At 58.4% G+C, this 16,921-nt stretch carries 14 protein-coding genes; 9 read left to right on the forward strand and 5 right to left on the reverse strand.

All coding sequences use genetic code 11. The features are described 5' to 3' along the window. The first annotated feature begins 142 nt into the window (after window positions 1-142). Complete coding sequence (locus I6L40_RS11530; RefSeq protein ID WP_071914291.1) at window positions 143-2,617, forward strand: glycogen/starch/alpha-glucan phosphorylase; 2,475 nt, start codon at window positions 143-145, stop codon at window positions 2,615-2,617. A 64-nt stretch (window positions 2,618-2,681) separates the two neighbouring features. On the opposite strand, the gene I6L40_RS11535 is transcribed toward I6L40_RS11530, so the two are convergent. Beyond that, entirely contained in the window at window positions 2,682-4,064 is a 1,383-nt protein-coding gene (locus I6L40_RS11535) for a DASS family sodium-coupled anion symporter (RefSeq protein WP_071914289.1), read from the reverse strand. 150 nt (window positions 4,065-4,214) lie between these two features. After that, window positions 4,215-4,649 (reverse strand): thioredoxin TrxC, encoded by a 435-nt coding sequence (trxC, locus tag I6L40_RS11540; RefSeq protein ID WP_216994282.1) that lies wholly within the window; start codon window positions 4,647-4,649, stop codon window positions 4,215-4,217. Window positions 4,650-4,802: 153 nt separating this feature from the next. Between trxC and I6L40_RS11545 the strand changes: the two genes are divergently transcribed. From I6L40_RS11545 to I6L40_RS11560, 4 genes are all read left to right on the forward strand, one after another. Next, window positions 4,803-7,607, forward strand: a complete 2,805-nt coding sequence (locus I6L40_RS11545) for a response regulator (protein WP_071914285.1) — start codon at window positions 4,803-4,805, stop codon at window positions 7,605-7,607. 163 nt (window positions 7,608-7,770) lie between these two features. Continuing rightward, window positions 7,771-9,507, forward strand: a complete 1,737-nt coding sequence (locus I6L40_RS11550) for an ABC transporter transmembrane domain-containing protein (RefSeq protein WP_216994283.1) — start codon at window positions 7,771-7,773, stop codon at window positions 9,505-9,507. Continuing rightward, on the forward strand, window positions 9,504-11,255 hold the full coding sequence (locus I6L40_RS11555; protein WP_216994284.1) for an ABC transporter transmembrane domain-containing protein: 1,752 nt from the start codon (window positions 9,504-9,506) through the stop codon (window positions 11,253-11,255). Before I6L40_RS11550 ends, I6L40_RS11555 begins: the two co-directional genes overlap by 4 nt. A 147-nt stretch (window positions 11,256-11,402) precedes the next feature. Next, complete coding sequence (locus I6L40_RS11560; RefSeq protein ID WP_185227257.1) at window positions 11,403-11,876, forward strand: DUF4442 domain-containing protein; 474 nt, start codon at window positions 11,403-11,405, stop codon at window positions 11,874-11,876. A 33-nt stretch (window positions 11,877-11,909) separates the two neighbouring features. Here the strand turns inward: I6L40_RS11560 and ybcJ are convergent, their stop codons facing one another. Further along, window positions 11,910-12,143 carry a ribosome-associated protein YbcJ gene (gene ybcJ / locus I6L40_RS11565; RefSeq protein ID WP_005361116.1) on the reverse strand — a complete coding sequence of 78 codons (234 nt, stop codon included), beginning with the start codon at window positions 12,141-12,143 and terminating at the stop codon, window positions 11,910-11,912. Window positions 12,144-12,403: 260 nt separating this feature from the next. Here ybcJ and I6L40_RS11570 point away from each other — a divergent pair, with 260 nt between their 5' ends. From I6L40_RS11570 to pdxY, 3 genes are all read left to right on the forward strand, one after another. Next, window positions 12,404-12,967 (forward strand): phaC PHA synthase, encoded by a 564-nt coding sequence (locus I6L40_RS11570; protein ID WP_201910501.1) that lies wholly within the window; start codon window positions 12,404-12,406, stop codon window positions 12,965-12,967. A gap of 76 nt (window positions 12,968-13,043) precedes the next feature. Next, window positions 13,044-13,799 (forward strand): DUF429 domain-containing protein, encoded by a 756-nt coding sequence (locus I6L40_RS11575; RefSeq protein ID WP_216994285.1) that lies wholly within the window; start codon window positions 13,044-13,046, stop codon window positions 13,797-13,799. 164 nt (window positions 13,800-13,963) lie between these two features. After that, on the forward strand, window positions 13,964-14,827 hold the full coding sequence (gene pdxY, locus I6L40_RS11580; protein WP_108572173.1) for a pyridoxal kinase PdxY: 864 nt from the start codon (window positions 13,964-13,966) through the stop codon (window positions 14,825-14,827). A 108-nt stretch (window positions 14,828-14,935) separates the two neighbouring features. Here pdxY and I6L40_RS11585 read toward each other — a convergent pair whose 3' ends face one another. Beyond that, window positions 14,936-16,054 carry a glycerol dehydrogenase gene (locus I6L40_RS11585; protein WP_216994286.1) on the reverse strand — a complete coding sequence of 373 codons (1,119 nt, stop codon included), beginning with the start codon at window positions 16,052-16,054 and terminating at the stop codon, window positions 14,936-14,938. Window positions 16,055-16,133: 79 nt separating this feature from the next. On the opposite strand from I6L40_RS11585, the gene I6L40_RS11590 reads away from it, so the two are divergent. Next, window positions 16,134-16,331 (forward strand): hypothetical protein, encoded by a 198-nt coding sequence (locus tag I6L40_RS11590; RefSeq protein ID WP_216994287.1) that lies wholly within the window; start codon window positions 16,134-16,136, stop codon window positions 16,329-16,331. 22 nt (window positions 16,332-16,353) lie between these two features. On the opposite strand, the gene I6L40_RS11595 is transcribed toward I6L40_RS11590, so the two are convergent. Next, complete coding sequence (locus I6L40_RS11595) at window positions 16,354-16,860, reverse strand: GNAT family N-acetyltransferase (RefSeq protein ID WP_216994288.1); 507 nt, start codon at window positions 16,858-16,860, stop codon at window positions 16,354-16,356. Window positions 16,861-16,921 lie beyond the last annotated feature (61 nt).

Genomic DNA, 16,921 nt, shown 5'->3' on the forward strand with positions numbered 1-16,921 from the left:
TCGGTTAAAGTGTGACTTGCGTTAACTTTTAATTGTGCGGCTTTCGTTAGTATTCTCACGCCGGTACATATTTTGAGATAACAACAGCGCCGGTCCCGATCCTCGGGATAACAATTTTATTTGTAACGAAGGAATATGGTTTATGGCTACCAAGAAGAAGACAGACCAGGATCTCCAACTGGATAAAGATCAGCTCAAGGCGAGTATCGTGCGTCACCTGCGTTCTACCTTGGGAACAAGCGAACAGAAAGCCTCTCACGATGCATGGTGGAAAGCCACCGCAGCGGCGGTCAACGAACAGGTTTACGAGCGCCTGACCCGCACTCAGCAGACTCACTTCAAGAAAGATACTCGTGCTATTCACTATCTCTCTGCTGAATTCCTGATGGGGCGTCTGACCTCCAACAACCTGCACAACCTCTCTCTTTACAAGATTTGTGAAGAGGCGCTGAGCGAACTCGGTCTGGATCTGACCGACCTGTGTGAACAAGAGCCCGATATGGCGCTCGGCAATGGTGGCCTGGGTCGTCTGGCAGCCTGCTTCATCGACTCGCTGGCAACCCTGAACTACCCGGCTGTGGGCTACGGTATCCACTACGAACACGGTCTGTTCCGTCAGGAGATCCAGGATGGCCGCCAGATTGAGCGTCCAGACTCCTGGCGTGAATACGGCAACCCTTGGGAGATCTGCCGTCCGGAGTCGGTACAGGAAGTCCCCCTCTATGGCTATGTCGAGACCGTCTTCGGTGATAACGGCGGTTTGAAGAAGGTGTGGCACGCGGGTCGCAAGATCAAAGGGGTGCCTTGGGATATCCCGGTCGTCGGTTTTGGCGGCAGTACCGTCAACATCCTGCGTCTGTGGGAATCCCGAGCCTCCGAGTTTTTTGACTGGGACGTGTTCAACGCCGGTGGTTACATTGACTCCCAGGCAGAGAAAGCACAGGCCGAAACCATCTCCAAGGTGCTCTATCCGAACGATGAGACCGATGCCGGTAAAGAGCTGCGTCTGATCCAGCAGTACTTTTTCTGCGCCTGCTCCATCAAGGACATCATGCGCCGCTACAAGCGGGTGCATGAGAGCGACTTCAGCAATTTCGCGGCCCAAATCGCTATCCAGCTCAACGATACTCACCCCACTATCGCCATTCCCGAACTGATGCGAGTGCTGGTGGATGAAGAGGGGCTGGACTGGGCGGCCGCCTGGGAGATCAGCTATCAGGTCTTCTCCTACACCAACCACACCCTGCTGCCGGAAGCGCTGGAGAAGTGGTCTGTCAGCCTGTTCGAGAAGGTATTGCCACGCCATCTCGAGATCATTTATGAGATCAACGCCCGTTTCCTGAACGAGCTGGTCGAACCCAAGTGGCCCGGTAACGATGCCATTAAAGCCAAACTCTCCATCATCGAAGAGGGGAGTGTACGCAAGGTGCGCATGGGCAACCTCTGCGTCATCGGCTCTTCCAAAGTGAACGGCGTTGCGGAGATCCACTCCAAGCTGGTCAAGGAAGATCTCTTCCCCGAGTATGCCGAGCTGTGGCCGGAGAAAATGTGCAACGTGACCAACGGCGTGACGCCGCGTCGCTGGCTGCTGGCCTGCAACCCGGAACTGGCCGCACTCTATAACGAGGTGGTGGGCAAGGAGTGGCCGCTGCAGCTGGACAAGCTGCGTGGTGTCGTGAAGTTTGCCGACGACAAAGCGTTCCAGAAGCAGTTCATGACCATCAAGCGGCACAACAAAGAGAAGCTGGTCAAGGTCATCAAGGCGGAAACCGGCATTGATGTCAGCGCCGAGGCGATCTTCGATGTCCAGATCAAGCGTCTGCACGAGTACAAGCGTCAGCAGCTGAACCTTATCCACATCATGGCGCTCTACCGTCGTTTGCTGGCCAACCCGGACTATGACATGCATCCGCGCGTGTTCATCTTTGGCTCCAAAGCGGCGCCCGGTTACAAGCTGGCCAAAGACATCATCTATGCCATCAACAAGTTGGCGGATCGGGTCAACAATGACACCCGTATTCAGGGCAAGTTGAAAGTGGTGTTCATGCCGAACTACCGCGTGAGCCTGGCCGAGAAGCTGATCCCGGCTGCTGATGTCTCCGAGCAGATCTCTACTGCTGGCTATGAAGCGTCCGGTACCGGCAACATGAAGATGGCCCTCAACGGTGCCATCACCATCGGTACGCTGGACGGCGCCAACATCGAGATCGCGGAAGAGGCGGGTGCTGAAAACTGCGCCATCTTCGGTCTGAACGTGGATGAGGTGAAGGCCCTGAAAGGCCGCGGTTACAACCCGTATGACTTCTACTATGCGAACTCAGAGCTGAAAGCTGTGTTGGACTGGTTTGACACCGACTACTTCACTCCGGGTCGTCCGGGTGAGCTGGCTTCCATCAAGCGCTCCTTGCTGGAAGGGGGTGACCCTTACCTGACACTGGCAGACTTCCAGTCCTACTCCGATGCGCACAAGCTGATCGATACCTGGTATCGCGATCCGGCGTTGTGGGCTAAGAAGGCCATCATCAACTCGGCTACCATGGGCAAGTTCAACTCGGACCGCTCCATTCAGGACTATGTAGAGCGGATCTGGAACCTGAAACGCTGCTCCGTCAACTAACGGTTCACGGCAATAAAAAACCCCCGCAATGCGGGGGTTTTGTTTATCCGGGGGTTAGTGGATATCAGAGGATATCGCCGACAAAGAAAGCCAGCATAGCCAGCAGCACAGTGAAGACCAGATTCAATGACATACCGGCTTTCATCATCTCTTGCTGGCGGATATGGCCGCTGGCAAAGACGATGGCATTGGGCGGCGTTGCGACTGGCAGCATAAAGGCGCAAGAGGCACCGATAGCGATGAGAACCGCCATGACGACGGGAGAGACGCCCAGTGCTTCAGCCACACCGGCAAAGAGCGGGATCAGCAGCGCTGCGGTCGCGGTATTGGAGACCAGCTCGGTCAGAAAGACCACGAAAGCGGCGAGCAGCAGCAGGATCACGAAAATGTTGGCATGAGAGAGGACGGCCGACAGATGTTCCGCCAGAAAGGCGCTGGTGCCGGTGGCCTTGAGGATGGCGCTCAGGGTCAGGCCGCCGCCAAACAGCATCAACACGCCCCAGTCGGTGTTCTTGTTCACGTCATCCCAACTGGCGACGCGGCTGACTACGATGGCAACGATGGCCCCCATGGCGATCAGGGTATCGAGTTGAGGTATCCCGCCAAAGGCGTTGGAGATAGGTTGCGAACCGATCCACAGCACCACAGTGGTCAGGAAGATAGCCAGGGTAACTTTGCGCTCGCGGGTCCAGTTGATGGTGACATCCTGCAGTTCAACCTTGTGGTTGAGCTGCGGGCGAGTGACCAGATAGAGCAGGGCAATGCCGCAAGGCATCAGGATAAGGACGACCGGGATCCCGAACTTCATCCAGTCGGTGAAGCCGATCCCCATCTGGGCGGCAGCAATCGCGTTGGGCGGGCTGCCCACCAGGGTGCCGATACCGCCGATGCTGGCGCTGTAGGCGATACCAAGCAGCACGAACACGAAGGTGGCACGATTCTTTTTGCTATCAAGGCGGGTCAGCATGCCGATCGCCAGTGGCAGCATCATGGCGGTGGTGGCGGTGTTGCTGATCCACATGGACATGGCGGCGGTAATGGTGAAGAGCAAAATGACGCCCCAGCCAAGGTGCCCGTTGGCCAGATGCATCACCTTGCCAGCCATCAGGGTGTCCAGTCCCTGTTTGGAGAGGGCGGCAGCCAGTGCGAAGCCACCGAAAAAGAGGAAAAGGATCGGGTTGGCGAAGTCGGTGAGTGACTTGCTCATGTCAAAGACCCCGAGCACGGTCGCGAGCAGAGGTACCAGCAGTGCGGTGATGGTGACATGGAGGGCTTCAGTCAGCCAGAGGATGGCGATGAAGACCAGAATACCCAACCCCTTGTTGACCATGGGGTCAAACGGTAGCCAGGCGAGCATGGCGCAGAGCAGCAGGACATCCAGGATAACTATCCCTGATTTGACATCCAGCCAGCGAGATGAGGCTGAGGGTACAGCAGATGTGTGCATAATGTTCTCTCGGTTAATTTATGGTTGTTTTTGTGTTGCCGAGACTACATCTCTTCACCTGGGTGAAACAGGCCTGTGTGCCGAAAATCAGTCACTACTCACAGAGTGATTGATTAATCGGCGCGAAATTAAACATGTGCGCAACATCCATCAAACGTTGACGAATTGCTCCAGCCACTCTTTGAACATGCTCTTGGGCAGTGAACCGTTGACTTGCGCCACCATCTTGCCCTGTTTGAAGACCATCAGCGTGGGGATACTACGAATGGCGTAGCGTGCCGCGATGCTGGTTTGCTGCTCGGTATCCACTTTGACAAAGCGCATTTGTGGTTCCATTTCGTGAGCCACTTCGTGAAACACGGGGGCAAATTGTTGGCAAGGGCCGCACCAGCTGGCCCAGAAATCGACGACAACCGGAATGTCGGAGCTGATGAGAGTATCGAACTGGTTGTCACGACCGAGAGTCGGGGTCTGGCCAAAAAGCGCGGCTTTGCAGTGGCCACACTTGGCTGAATGGTCGATATGGTCCTCAGGCAGGCGGTTTCTGGTAAAGCAGTGGCTACAATAAGTAGTGACAAATGACATAATTGGCTCCTGTAGATGTATTCTGATGGGGAGATTTACTGCCCAATCAGCGCCGCGCCACGGTAACACAATGGCCGGCAGGAGTGGATCATGCTCCCGGGGTTCATTACCCTGCAGGATAATTCAGCGACCACAGTTGAGAGTCGAGACGGGATGAACAAAGGATCACGGAAAAACCGTGTGCTGCTTGGGCTGGTTGTGGCCTTGCTGCTCGCGTTTTCGGGATACTGCTGGCAGTTGCTCAGTCAGCAGCAGCAAGCTGAGGATATGAGTACCGCAGCAGAGGTTGTGCTGAACCGGATTAATTCGGACACCGTCTATTTGCTTGGACGGGAGCAGGCCAATGACACCAACGTCCAGCAGCGCCTCAGCCAGTTATCTGCAAATCTGGATAGCTTTGTGCGTATGGTTCGCAGTGATCCACTGCTCATCTCTTTTCCCCTTTCCCAGACTCTGTTGCAGGATATGGACTCCTATCTGATGGAGCTGGCCCAGCTCCATGCCATGGAGATGGCGATAGAGTACATTCAGCAGCCATTCCAGCTGCAACTGCACAAGGTACTGGCACTGCCACAGGCAGACGACACCTTGCAGAGCAATCTCAAGGAGCTGGCACAGTTGGGGTCATTCCTGCAAAAAAGCTGGAGTAAAGAGGAGCAGGAGCAGCTGACCCTGCTGCAGCAACAATTGACAACCCGCTATCGCGATCAGCCAGACATTATTGCTTTGGTTCAGTTGAGTGCAGATCTGAGTCGCCAGGTGGTTGCGTATCACACATTGCGTAACAGGCTGATCGACATGCATGTGGTTGATACTCTGGTGCGCTGGAAGCTCGATCGGCTTGAGTGTGCCGCCAAACTGATGAACCGCTTCTATCTGATGGTGCTCGGGGGGGCTTTGATTTGCTTTGGTCTGGTGGCCTATACCCTGTGGCGGCGAAATCAGAAGCTGAGTGAGCTTTCTCACCAGACCGGTCTGCTGGCGCAGGCCAAAAGCGATTTTCTGGCCAACATGAGCCACGAGATACGCACGCCCATGAATGCCATCATCGGTTTCAGTTCGCTGGCCCTGCAAACCGAGCTGGATCAACAGCAAAGGGACTACCTTGGCAAGATCAAATCCTCTTCCGATACCTTGTTGCTGCTGATCAACGACATCCTCGATTTGACCAAGGTGGAATCAGGCAAACTGACGCTGGAAGAGATCGATTTCGATCTCAGCGAGCAGCTGGATTCGCTGGCGGGCATGTTTGCCGATCTGGCTGAACGCAAACATGTCGAGGTGATCATCTGCAAATCTTCCGATGTGCCGGTTTTCCTGCGTGGTGATCCCCTGCGTCTGGGGCAGGTGTTGGTCAACTTGGTCAATAACGCTATCAAGTTTACCGAGCGTGGTGAGGTGGAAGTATCGATTAGTTTGGCCAGCGCGCATCCCATGCGGATCCGCTTCAGTATCCGTGATACCGGTATCGGGATTGCGGAGGATAAGCAGGCTCATTTGTTTCAGGCATTTACCCAGATTGATGCCAGCAATACCAGAAAATATGGGGGGTCCGGCCTTGGCCTTAACATCTCCCAGCGCCTGGTGGAACTGATGGGCGGGCGGATCTCGGTGCAGAGCAAACCCGGGGTTGGCTCGCTGTTCCAGTTTGATATTCCCATGACTCAGGCTGTTTATGGCGTGGCCGGTCGTAAAGTTTTCTTCGAACATCAACCGCTGGTGCTGGTGATGGATGACAACGAGCTGGTGCTGGATCTGGCCAAAGATATCCTGACCCGCGCCGGCGTCAGAGTGCTTGCAGTCAATTCGCTTTCCCGTGCTCGTCAGGTGTTGCGGGAAGAGGGGCAGAGCCTGAAGCTGGCTATTCTCGACTGGCGGATGGGGCAGGAGGATGGGCTGGATCTGGCTCTTGAGATGTATCAGCACAGCCAATGGCGACGGATCCCCATTCTGATGATCAGTGCCTGGTCCAGAGATGGTCTGCACGGCAAGATGGAAAGCATCGGTCTGACCCATTTCCTGCCCAAGCCGATGACCGAAAACTCCCTGCTGGCCAAGGTGGATGAGCTGCTCAACGGCAGCTCTTATGAACACCACTTGCGACAAGCGGAAGCGCAAGGCGATCAGCAGCATTTCAAATCTCTGCTGCAGGGAACCCGGGTGTTGCTTGCCGAGGACAACCGGGTTAACCAGCAACTCATTATCGAATACCTGCGCCGGGTGGATGCAGTCGTGACCGTGGTCAACAATGGCCGCGAGGCGGTGGAACGCGTTGCCGAGCAGCCGTTTGATGTCATCCTGATGGATCTGCAGATGCCGGTGCTCGATGGCCTCGATGCTACCCGCCAGATCCGCAAGATGGTCGATAAGCACGATGTGCCCATCATTGCGTTGACCGCCAGTGCCATGCCGGGCGACAAGGAGCGTTGTCTGGGGGTCGGGATGAATGGCTATGTCACCAAACCGGTCAGCAAGCTCGATCTTTACAACAACCTGCTGCAGTGGGTAAAACCACAAGAGCTGGAGCAGAGCGGTATGCTGGAGGTGAAACCGCCCGACATGATGGGCGTGCTCGACCTGCAGGATGCGCTCAAGCGGCTGGAACAGGACAAGGAGGCGCTGCAGATCCTCTTCAAGCTCTTCATGTCGGAGCACAAGGATGACCTGTGGGAGATCCGCTCGGCCTTGCGCCGTCAGCAGCCGGATGTCGCGTGCAAACTGCTGCACACCCTCAAGGGGGTGTCGGCCAATATCTCCGCAGCCCGTTTGCAAGTGGTCGCCGGGGAGCTGGAGTGGCGGCTGCGGCAAAACGAGGTGCTGAGCGAAGCAGATCTTGAGCAACTGCAACAGGTATTCAGCCAGACCAGAGAGGAGGTATCCCACTTTCTTCTGACCGGTGAGCAGCATGAAAATACGTATAACCCCTATGCAACAGGTGATGATCGCCCCTCTCAGTGAATTAAATAGTAATTATTCTCATACCCCCTGGTTCGGGATATGATGACCCTTCGATTCAAATCGCCTCCAGCCGGAGGCGATTGTTTTCATTTCTGATGTCGACCCGTGAGAATGCTGTCTGCATCTGTGCGTTATGGCAGTTAAAAGGGCAAAGGTTGGTGGTGTGAGCGTATTTATACGATTGAGTTGGTTTTTCAGGGAGCAGTGGCGGCGGTATCTGATCGCCATATCTCTGCTGATGGTGGTGGCCTTGTTGACCGTCATTCCGCCCAAAGTGGTCGGCTGGGTGGTGGACGGCATTACCAGGGGATCCCTCGATAGCGCAACGCTGACGGGCTATCTGGCCGGCCTGTTTGGCCTCGGTTTACTCATCTACATGCTGCGTTATGCCTGGCGAGTCATGCTGTTTGGCGCCTCGTACCGGCTAGCCTTTGTGCTGCGCAACCGTCTGTTCAGCCATTTCACCAGGATGAGCCCCGATTTCTACCAGCGCCACCGCACCGGCGATCTGATGGCCCATGCCACCAACGATATTCAGGCGGTGGAGATGACAGCCGGGGAAGGGGTCTTGACCCTGGTGGACTCCATCATGGTCGGGGTGCTGGTGCTCTCCATCATGTGCAGCCAGTACTCCTGGCAACTGACTCTGCTCTCCCTGTTGCCACTGCCGGTGATGGCTTTTTTCATGAACCGCTTTGGCAAGCAGATCTACAAGCAGTTCAAATCAGCGCAGGGGGCCTTTTCCAAACTCAACAACAAAACCCAGGAGGCGCTCTCCGGTGTGCGAGTGCTCAAGTCCTACGCCGTTGAATCCCTAGAAGATCAAGGTTTTGCCGAACTGACCCGGCAGGCCGGGGAACGCAACATGGCGGTGGCCCGCATTGATGCCAAGTTCGATCCCGTCATCTATCTCTGCATCGGTTGCTCCTATTTTCTGGCGGTAGCGGGTGGCAGTGCGCTGGTACTCCGTGACGAGCTGACCTTGGGGGAGCTCACCAGCTTCACCATGTACCTCGGCCAGCTGATCTGGCCCATGTTCGCCATCGCCTGGTTGTTCAACATCATAGAGCGGGGCAGCGCCGCCTATTCGCGAATTGAAAGTCTGCTCGGCGAGCGCAGCGATATCGAAGAGCCGGCTCACCCACTTGCGCTGGTCTCGCCCTTCCCGTTGCAAGCCCGTGATGTGGGGTACCAGCTTGAGCAACGTACCCTGTTGCAGAGTGTGGATTTCACCCTGCAAGCTGGCGGTATGCTGGGGATTGTCGGGCGTACCGGTGCTGGTAAAAGTTCCCTGCTCAAACTGCTGATGCGGCTGGCCAATCCCACTGCGGGAGAGATCCGCATGGGGGATATTCCCATCTCGCAACTTGCGCTGGGTGAGCTGCGCAGCCAGTTTGCCTATGTGCCGCAGGAGCCATTCCTGTTTTCCACCACCATCGCTGCCAACATCGCCCTTGGTCGGCCTGATGCCAGCCGCGAGGAGGTGGAGCGGGTGGCGCGGATCGCCTGTGTCCATGACGACATCAGCCGTTTCCCCAAAGGCTACGAGACCGAAGTGGGGGAGAAGGGGGTGACCCTCTCCGGCGGCCAGAAGCAGAGGCTCGCCATCGCCCGTGCTCTGCTGCTGGAGGCGCCCATTCTGGTGCTCGATGATGCGCTCTCGGCGGTGGATGCCCACACCGAGCAGCAGATCCTGCACGCACTCAAGGCACACAAGCGCACCCTCATTCTGGTCAGCCACCGGATGACGGCGGTGGAGCAGGCCGATGAAATTCTGGTACTGGAGCAGGGGGCAGTCAGTGAGCGTGGCCGCCACGGCGCCCTGATGGTTCACAACGGCTGGTATGCAGATATGGTGCGTTACCAGCGTCTCGAAGAAGCAGTGGAGGAGAGCCAGTGAACCCGACCATCAAACGGCTGCTCGCCTATTGTGCCCGTTATCCGCGCTGGCTGATCCAGGCAGGGCTCTGCTTGCTGTTGGCCACCGGTGCCGAAGTGGCGGGCCCCCTGCTCATCAAGCTGTTCATCGATGACTATCTGACACCACGCCAGCTGGTGTGGCCCGCCATTGCGGCCATTGCGGCCGGCTATCTCGGTTTGCAGGTGCTCTCTGCCGCGGGTTTCTACCTGCAATCCCTGCGCTTTAATCGCATCGCCCAGGCGGTGGTGCAAACCTTGCGCGAGCAGGTATTTGCCACCGCGATCCGGTTGCCGGCCCGCTACTTTGACCAGCATCGCTCCGGCTCGCTGATTTCCCGCATCACCAACGACACCGAGGCGATCATGAACCTCTACGTGCAGGTGATTGGGCTGCTGGTGCAGAAGGTGGTGCTCTTGTGCGGCATTCTCATTTCCATGGCGCTGCTGGATCTGCGGCTGATGCTGGTGTGTGCCTGCCTGCTGCCGGCGGTGGGCGGAGTGATGTGGCTTTACCAGAAACTGAGCGTGCCTGTAGTGCGGGCGACCCGCAGCCTGCTCTCCGACATCAACAGCCGTCTCAACGAGTCGCTACAGGGGATGCCGGTCATTCAGGCCATGGTGCAGGAGCGCCATTTCGCCAACGCCTTTGCCGAGGTGAACCAGCAGCACTGGACGGCGCGCCTCAAGAGCCTCAAGATCAACGGCATCCTGCTGCGCCCGCTTATCGATCTCTTCTACATGATGGTGCTGATCGGCCTGCTGGCGCTGTTTGCCCACGAGGGGCTGAGTAGCGCGGGTGCCATTCAGGTGGGGGTGCTCTACGCCTTTATCAGCTATCTGGGGCGGATGATTGAGCCGCTTATCGAGATGACCAACCAGCTCAACCAGCTGCAGCAGGCGATGGTGGCGGGGGAGCGGGTCTTTGCCCTGCTCGATGAAACCCGCGAGAGTACCGACGGCGAGCAGCTCCCGCTGGAAGGGCGGGTGAGCTTCGAGCGGGTGGGATTCTCCTACGATGGCGAGCAGCAGGTGCTGCGTGACATAAGCTTTACCGCCACACCGGGCCAGATGCTGGCGTTGGTGGGCCACACCGGCAGCGGCAAGTCCACCATCATCAGCCTGCTGATGGGCTTCTATCCACTGGGTCAGGGTATTATCCGCTTTGATGATCACCCCATGGCGAGCCTGTCGCTCTCGGCGGTGCGCCGCAGTATCGGGCTGGTACAGCAAGATCCCTTTATCTTCGTCGGTACCCTGGCCGAGAACCTGCGGCTCGGCCGGGCTGGCATCGACGAGGCGCGGCTGTGGCAGGCGCTGACCGAGGTACAGCTGGCCGAGTTTGTGCGCAGCCTGCCGGATGGCTTGAACACCCTGATGGAGGAGGGGGGCAAGAATCTCTCCGCCGGGCAGCGCCAGCTGCTCTCCTTTGCCCGCGCGCTGGTGGGCGATCCGCGCATCCTCATTCTGGACGAGGCGACTGCCAGCGTGGACTCCCAGACCGAGTTGGCCCTCTCTTCGGCACTGGCGGCGGCGCGCCGCGGTCGCACTACCATCGCCATCGCCCACCGCCTCTCGACCATCGTCGATGCGGACGAGATTCTGCTGCTCTCTCGCGGGCAGGTGAACGAGCGGGGCAGCCATGGCGAGTTGATGGCCCTCGGCGGTCACTATGCCCAGCTGTTCGAGATGCAGAGTCAGGGGGCCTGGCTGGAAGAGAAGCGGGCCTGATCGACCGGCAAATGCACAAGAGGGAACCGTTGCGGTTCCCTCTTTTTTTGGGCAATGAAATAGCGGCAAGCGTGATCCGCGTCCTTGTCCAATGATGGTCATGCTGGCAACATGTTGTTTACATCAACTCATCGGATCAGTTCGCATATGGATTTGCAACGTTTGAAGGCCAACCTGGCGCTGCGGCTTTTTGCCTGGCGCTACATCCCCGTCATCGGGTTTTGTGCCCCGATCATCGAAGAGATGAACGCCAGGGCGCTGCGCATTCGCATTCCTCTTGGCTGGCGTACCCGCAACCATCTGGGCAGCATGTATTTTGGCGCGCTGGCCACCGGCGCCGATCTGGTGGGCGGTCTGCTGGTGATGGAGAAGGGGCGGCAGCGACGCAAGAAGGTGCACTTCGCCTTCAAGGATGTACAGGGGGAGTTTTTGAAGCGGCCCGAGGGGGATGTACAGTTTGACTGCGCAGCGGGGGAGGAGATCGACGCCATGATCGATGAATCGCTGGCCACTGGTCAGCGCATCAATCGCCCCATCCAAGTGGTGGCCACCTGTCCGTCATTGAACGGGGATGAGGCGATGGCGCGTTTTGTGCTGACCCTGTCGATCAAGGCCAGCTAGCGGGTTGCCGGAGAGTGGCTCCCCGAAACGGGTTTAGCCAATCTCCGGGCTGACGCCCTCTTTCACCACGACCTTCATGCCGTTGAAGTTGACCACCTGTTCGGCCACGATCTTGCAGCGCTTGCGGGTCTCCACCTGACCGTCCACCTCGACCAGCCCTTCGGCAACGAGCGCCTTGGCGGCGCCGCCACAATCGGCCCACCCCTGATGTTTGATAAGGTCACACAAGGCAACGAAGGGGTGACCTTCGAGCAGAAACGTCTCCATGGGAAATCCTCTAGATGGATGAATGCCGGATACAGCAGGGCGACTATTTTAGGCAGTTCGCTCAGGCAAAGAAAGGAAGAGGGGCCACTCGCTGCGAAAAAGTGGCCGATTGTCCTTGAGGTGACGCTTTCGCAAGTCCTGATGGAGAGGTGAGAGGGTCAACCGTGACGTATCGTGACGCACCTCGTCCCTGCTGGTGTGCCCACACTCTCCCCTGACTGTTAGGATCGGGCCACTCTCTATGGCCCAAGGAACTTCCCATGACACTCTCCCGACTGCTGCTGGCCTGCAGCGCCCTCACGCTGTGCGGCGTAGCGCAAGCCAGTACGCCGGTACAGTTTTCCCTGCCCGGGGTCAATCTGCCTGCCTCCCATCAGGTGGAAGGGGCGCGCGCCTCTCTGCTGTACGGTCGTACCGGTCAGGTGAAGGGGATCGATCTGCCGGTGTTTGCCCTCTCCGATGTGGATCGGTTCAGTGGCCTGCAGCTCGGGATCTTTCTCGGTGCCGGCCGGGTGCGCCACCAGTTTGGCGGGGTGGCCATCAATGCCGTCAACTGGCATGAGGGGCAGGATACCGGCGTCAATCTCGGGCTGGTCAACCTGACCAACAACGTACAGGGGATCAATTGGGGGGCGGTCAATATCGCCAAAGGCAATGCGCTGGCCAACGTCGGGCTGGTCAACTATGCCGAGCGCACCACCTTCCAGATAGGTTTTATCAATGCCACCAAACATCTCGACGGCTTGCAGATCGGGTTGGCCAACTATGCGGCCAACGGCGTTTTCCCCATTTTGCCGCTGGTGAACTTCCAGAAATCGTTCTGAGTGGGCGGTTCGCTTTGCGTTAAGCATCTTGGCTGATTACCCTGTGCCCCTTCTATCCGTGACACAGAGGTAACAGATGACGGTAGGGCAGATGAGTGCAATCGGAATTGGCTGGGATGTGCGGGGCTGGCAGGGTAGCGCCCAGGCGGTGGCCGTGGTGGGCTGGCAGGCCGACTCCAACAGCCTGCACTGGCTCGGGGTCTCGCCGCTGTTTCGCCTGAGCTCACGGGTGGCGCCGGATCTGGCTGCCTTGCTGCGTCCGGCCCTGCAGGACGAAGCCTTGCTTGCACAGGTCGCGGCCTGCCCGCAACTGGTGCTCGGTATCGATGCGCCGCTCGCCTTTCCCCGCGCCTTGCGCGACCTGCTTAACGGCCGGCCGCTCTCCTGCGCCGTGCCCGAGCGTGAGATAGATAACCCCTACGCCTATCGCGACTGCGAGCGCTGGTTGCATCAGCAATATGGCAAGAAGCCGCTGTCGGCCACCTTCGACCGGCTCGGTAACAACGCCACCCTGGCGCTCTCCATGCTGCCCAATCTGGCTGATCTGCAACTGGTGCCGACCGTCGCCCCGCAGGCCAGTCGCGCCGTGCTGGAGGTCTATCCGGCGCTGGCCAAGGTGGCGGGCAAGGCATCCCCTGCCAGACCCGAGCTGGCGGCGCTGCTGCCTGCCGATGTGGTGCCGGATACGGATCGCTACGATGCGGCGCTGTGTGCCTTGATGGCGCTGCAATATGCCGCTGGCGGTCGGGTCGCCCAACTGCCCGCCCTGTTGACTCCGCCAGCCGGGATGGCGCTGGATGAGGGGTGGGTCTACCACTTCGCCCGTCCATAGCGAGCAGAAAAAACGAATGCAAAGCAGTGCCGAATGGCATGGCTTCAGGCCAAAAGCCTGCGTTTAATCAGGAAAATGCCGGTTCGTGCCGTGACAGGGTGGCAATTCAATATCTTCATCCGATATATTGCCCCCTTTGCTGATCCTTTGTTGTGGTGATCCCGATGAAATCCGTTATCTCTATTCAGTCCCACGTGGTGTTCGGCTGTGCCGGCAACAGCGCCGCCGTTTTCCCCATGCGCCGTCTGGGTGTCGACGTGTGGCCTGTCAATACGGTGCAGTTTTCCAACCATACCCAGTACGCACAGGGCTGGCAGGGGATGGCGATGCCGGCGGGACACATCAGCGCGCTGGCCGAAGGGCTGGGCAATATCGGGGTGCTGGGCCAGTGCGATGCGGTGCTGAGCGGCTACCTGGGTTCAGCCGAGCAGGGTGACGAGATCCTCAAGGTGGTCAACGCCGTCAAGGCGGCCAATCCAGACGCCATCTACTTCTGCGATCCTGTGATGGGGCATCCCGAGAAGGGGTGCATCGTCGCCCCCGGCGTCACCCGTTTTCTGACCGAGCAGGCGCTGCCGGTGGCCGACATGATGGCCCCCAACCTGCTGGAGCTGGAGACCCTCTGCGATACCCATCTGGCGGATCTGGCGCAGACCCGCGCCGCCGCCCATCAGCTGCTGGCCCGTGGCGTCAAGCTGGTACTGGTCAAGCATCTGGGCCGCGCGGCGCAAGACCCGAGCCGCTTCGAGATGCTGCTGGCCACCCCGGATGGGGATTACCTGATTGCCCGCCCGCTCTACGACTTTGCCCGTCAGCCGGTCGGGGTTGGCGATCTTATCAGCGCCCTGATGCTGGCCAACCTGCTGACCGGCCACGATGCGGTGAGCGCCTTTGAGCGTACCAATGCGGCGGTGGACGCCGTGCTGCAAGAGACCTGGCGCCAGCAGGCTTACGAGCTGCAACTCATCGCCGCGCAAGAGGCCTTTGCCCTGCCAGAGGTTGAAGTGCGGGCGGTGAAACTACCCTGAGTCAGCGCAGACGTTCGTCTATCCCGACAAGAGATGGATTGCGGATGAAAAAGGCTTGCCAATGGGCAAGCCTTTTTGCTGTTTGCCGCATCGGGTGCGGCAAATCAATCAGGCGCGGGGATGGCGGAGGCGATAACGCTCTGCCATGGCATTGGCCGCTACCATGGCGGCGTAGACATCCTGTTCACTGACTGTCATCGGCATGTTGCCCATGGTATCGAGGGGATCGCAGGCCCGCTGCGCCACCTTGCGCCACTCGCTTTCATCAAAGTGGGTGAGCCCAAGCTCTTGCAGTGTCATCGGCAGGCCTGCACAGTCGATGATGCGCAACACCTCATCAAGTTCATGCTGCGGGGCACGCTCAAGCACCAGCTGGGTCAGCAGGCCGAAGACCACCTTCTCGCCATGCTGGGCACGATGGAGCTCAGCGATCAGTGACATGCCATTGTTGACGGCATGGGCAGCGGCCAGCCCACCGGCTTCTGCACCGACCCCGCTGAGGTAGATGGTGGCTTCGATGACCTGCTCCAGCGCCGGAGTGGAGACATGGTGGCGTATCGCATCCATCGCCAGCTCGATGTTTTCCCCCAGCAGTTCATAACAGAGCTTTGCCAGACCCAGCCCGGTACGTGAAGGGCGCTTGCCAACCAGATTGAGCCCGTCGGCTCGATAGCAGGCGCGTGCTTCGAAATAGGTGGCCAGGGCATCGCCGACACCTGCGGAAAAGAAGCGGGGAGGGGCGGCTGCAATGAGGGCAGTGTCAGCCAGCACTACGTCCGGATTTTGCGGCAGGAACAGATAGCGCTCAAATTCGCCCGCCTGGTTGTAGATGACTGCCAGTGCCGTACAGGGGGCATCCGTGGAGGCAATCGTCGGGAACAGCACAACCGGACGACGCAGATAGAAGGCCACGGCCTTGGCGACATCCAGCGTCTTGCCGCCGCCGATCCCGACAATCACGTTCGCGCCATATTGCTCGGCAAGGTGGGTCAGACGCTGGATCTCCTGTTCGGTGCATTCGTAGCGAAACTTGTCGACCACTCCACTGAGCCCTGCCTGCAGGATCCCCGCCAGGGCCTCCTCTTGCACCCGCTCAAGAATGAACTCGTCGCTGATGAGCAGCGCATTGTCACCAAAATCTTTAACGTGCTCATGGAGTTGTGGGAGAAGGTGTTGGCCGATGATGAACTTTTTGGGGGAGGTGACAGTACGGGGCAAAGTAGGCATCCATTATTCCTCAAGGCAGTAAACAACATAGATTTGATTATCAAATGGGTCTCACACGATACGCCTGCTGAAGCAAGAGATGAACAAGAAATGGGGCTCGTATTATCCCTTAATTAATCAATTTATTGGTTTTGTTGTATTTTGGCGCGAGCGACGGCGGGGGTTGAGGGGGGCTGGGTCAATGGCTGTTTCGTTGCTGTCTGTCGCAAGCCTATTGCTGCAACAAAAAGTCACGCTGCCACAAGCAGGGCCGGTCAGTTCGGCCCTGCTGTTTTGATAAGAGAAGCGGGGGGGAGTGTTCAGAGCATCTTGTAGAAGATAACCGTCGCCGCCAGCTTGCCATCGGCACCGAGGGCAAAATGGGGGATCTGGCCCGCCTCCTGATAGCCGAGTTGACGATAGAGGTGCGAGGCCACGTCACCTGCGCGAGTATCCAGCACCAGTAGCGAACGGCTCGCGGCATGGGCGCCTTGCTCTATTGCCTGCATCAGCGCACGGCCAATACCTTTTCCTCTCGCCGCTTGCAGGACCATCAGTTTTTCCACCTCGGCCCGGTGGCGGCCATTGGCATTGCCGCAGAGTGAGAGCTGAACGGCGCCCACAACGGCTTGCTGTTCAATGGCAAGCCACAGTTTCCGGCCCCCTGATGCCAGCTCTGCCGCCACCCCTTGCCAGTATTTAGCCCCATCCTCAACACGGAGGGGCGGTACAAAACCGACCGAGGCACCGCTGTCGACACAATCCTGCAGCAGGGCGATGAGGGCGGGCAGCAGATCCTCGATAGCGGGTACGTCAATAATCTCCATCCGACATCCTTTTCGTTGTATGAACGGCATCTTGCCTGCGGTTCAGCCACAGTGTGCTCGG

It is taken from the genome of Aeromonas sp. FDAARGOS 1410 (assembly GCF_019048745.1).
GTDB classification, from domain to species: Bacteria; Pseudomonadota; Gammaproteobacteria; order Enterobacterales; family Aeromonadaceae; genus Aeromonas; species Aeromonas jandaei.

Bases quoted from the DNA above. Each gene is read 5' to 3' on its own strand.
- I6L40_RS11570 (WP_201910501.1), top strand. From the start codon at position 12,404: ATGACACTCTCCCGACTGCTGCTGGCCTGCAGCGCCCTCACGCTGTGC.
- I6L40_RS11585 (WP_216994286.1), bottom strand. From the start codon at position 16,054: ATGCCTACTTTGCCCCGTACTGTCACCTCCCCCAAAAAGTTCATCATC.
- pdxY (WP_108572173.1), top strand. From the start codon at position 13,964: ATGAAATCCGTTATCTCTATTCAGTCCCACGTGGTGTTCGGCTGTGCC.
- I6L40_RS11595 (WP_216994288.1), bottom strand. From the start codon at position 16,860: ATGGAGATTATTGACGTACCCGCTATCGAGGATCTGCTGCCCGCCCTC.
- I6L40_RS11545 (WP_071914285.1), top strand. From the start codon at position 4,803: ATGAACAAAGGATCACGGAAAAACCGTGTGCTGCTTGGGCTGGTTGTG.
- I6L40_RS11530 (WP_071914291.1), top strand. From the start codon at position 143: ATGGCTACCAAGAAGAAGACAGACCAGGATCTCCAACTGGATAAAGAT.
- I6L40_RS11560 (WP_185227257.1), top strand. From the start codon at position 11,403: ATGGATTTGCAACGTTTGAAGGCCAACCTGGCGCTGCGGCTTTTTGCC.
- I6L40_RS11590 (WP_216994287.1), top strand. From the start codon at position 16,134: ATGAACAAGAAATGGGGCTCGTATTATCCCTTAATTAATCAATTTATT.
- I6L40_RS11535 (WP_071914289.1), bottom strand. From the start codon at position 4,064: ATGCACACATCTGCTGTACCCTCAGCCTCATCTCGCTGGCTGGATGTC.
- trxC (WP_216994282.1), bottom strand. From the start codon at position 4,649: ATGTCATTTGTCACTACTTATTGTAGCCACTGCTTTACCAGAAACCGC.
- ybcJ (WP_005361116.1), bottom strand. From the start codon at position 12,143: ATGGAGACGTTTCTGCTCGAAGGTCACCCCTTCGTTGCCTTGTGTGAC.
- I6L40_RS11575 (WP_216994285.1), top strand. From the start codon at position 13,044: ATGACGGTAGGGCAGATGAGTGCAATCGGAATTGGCTGGGATGTGCGG.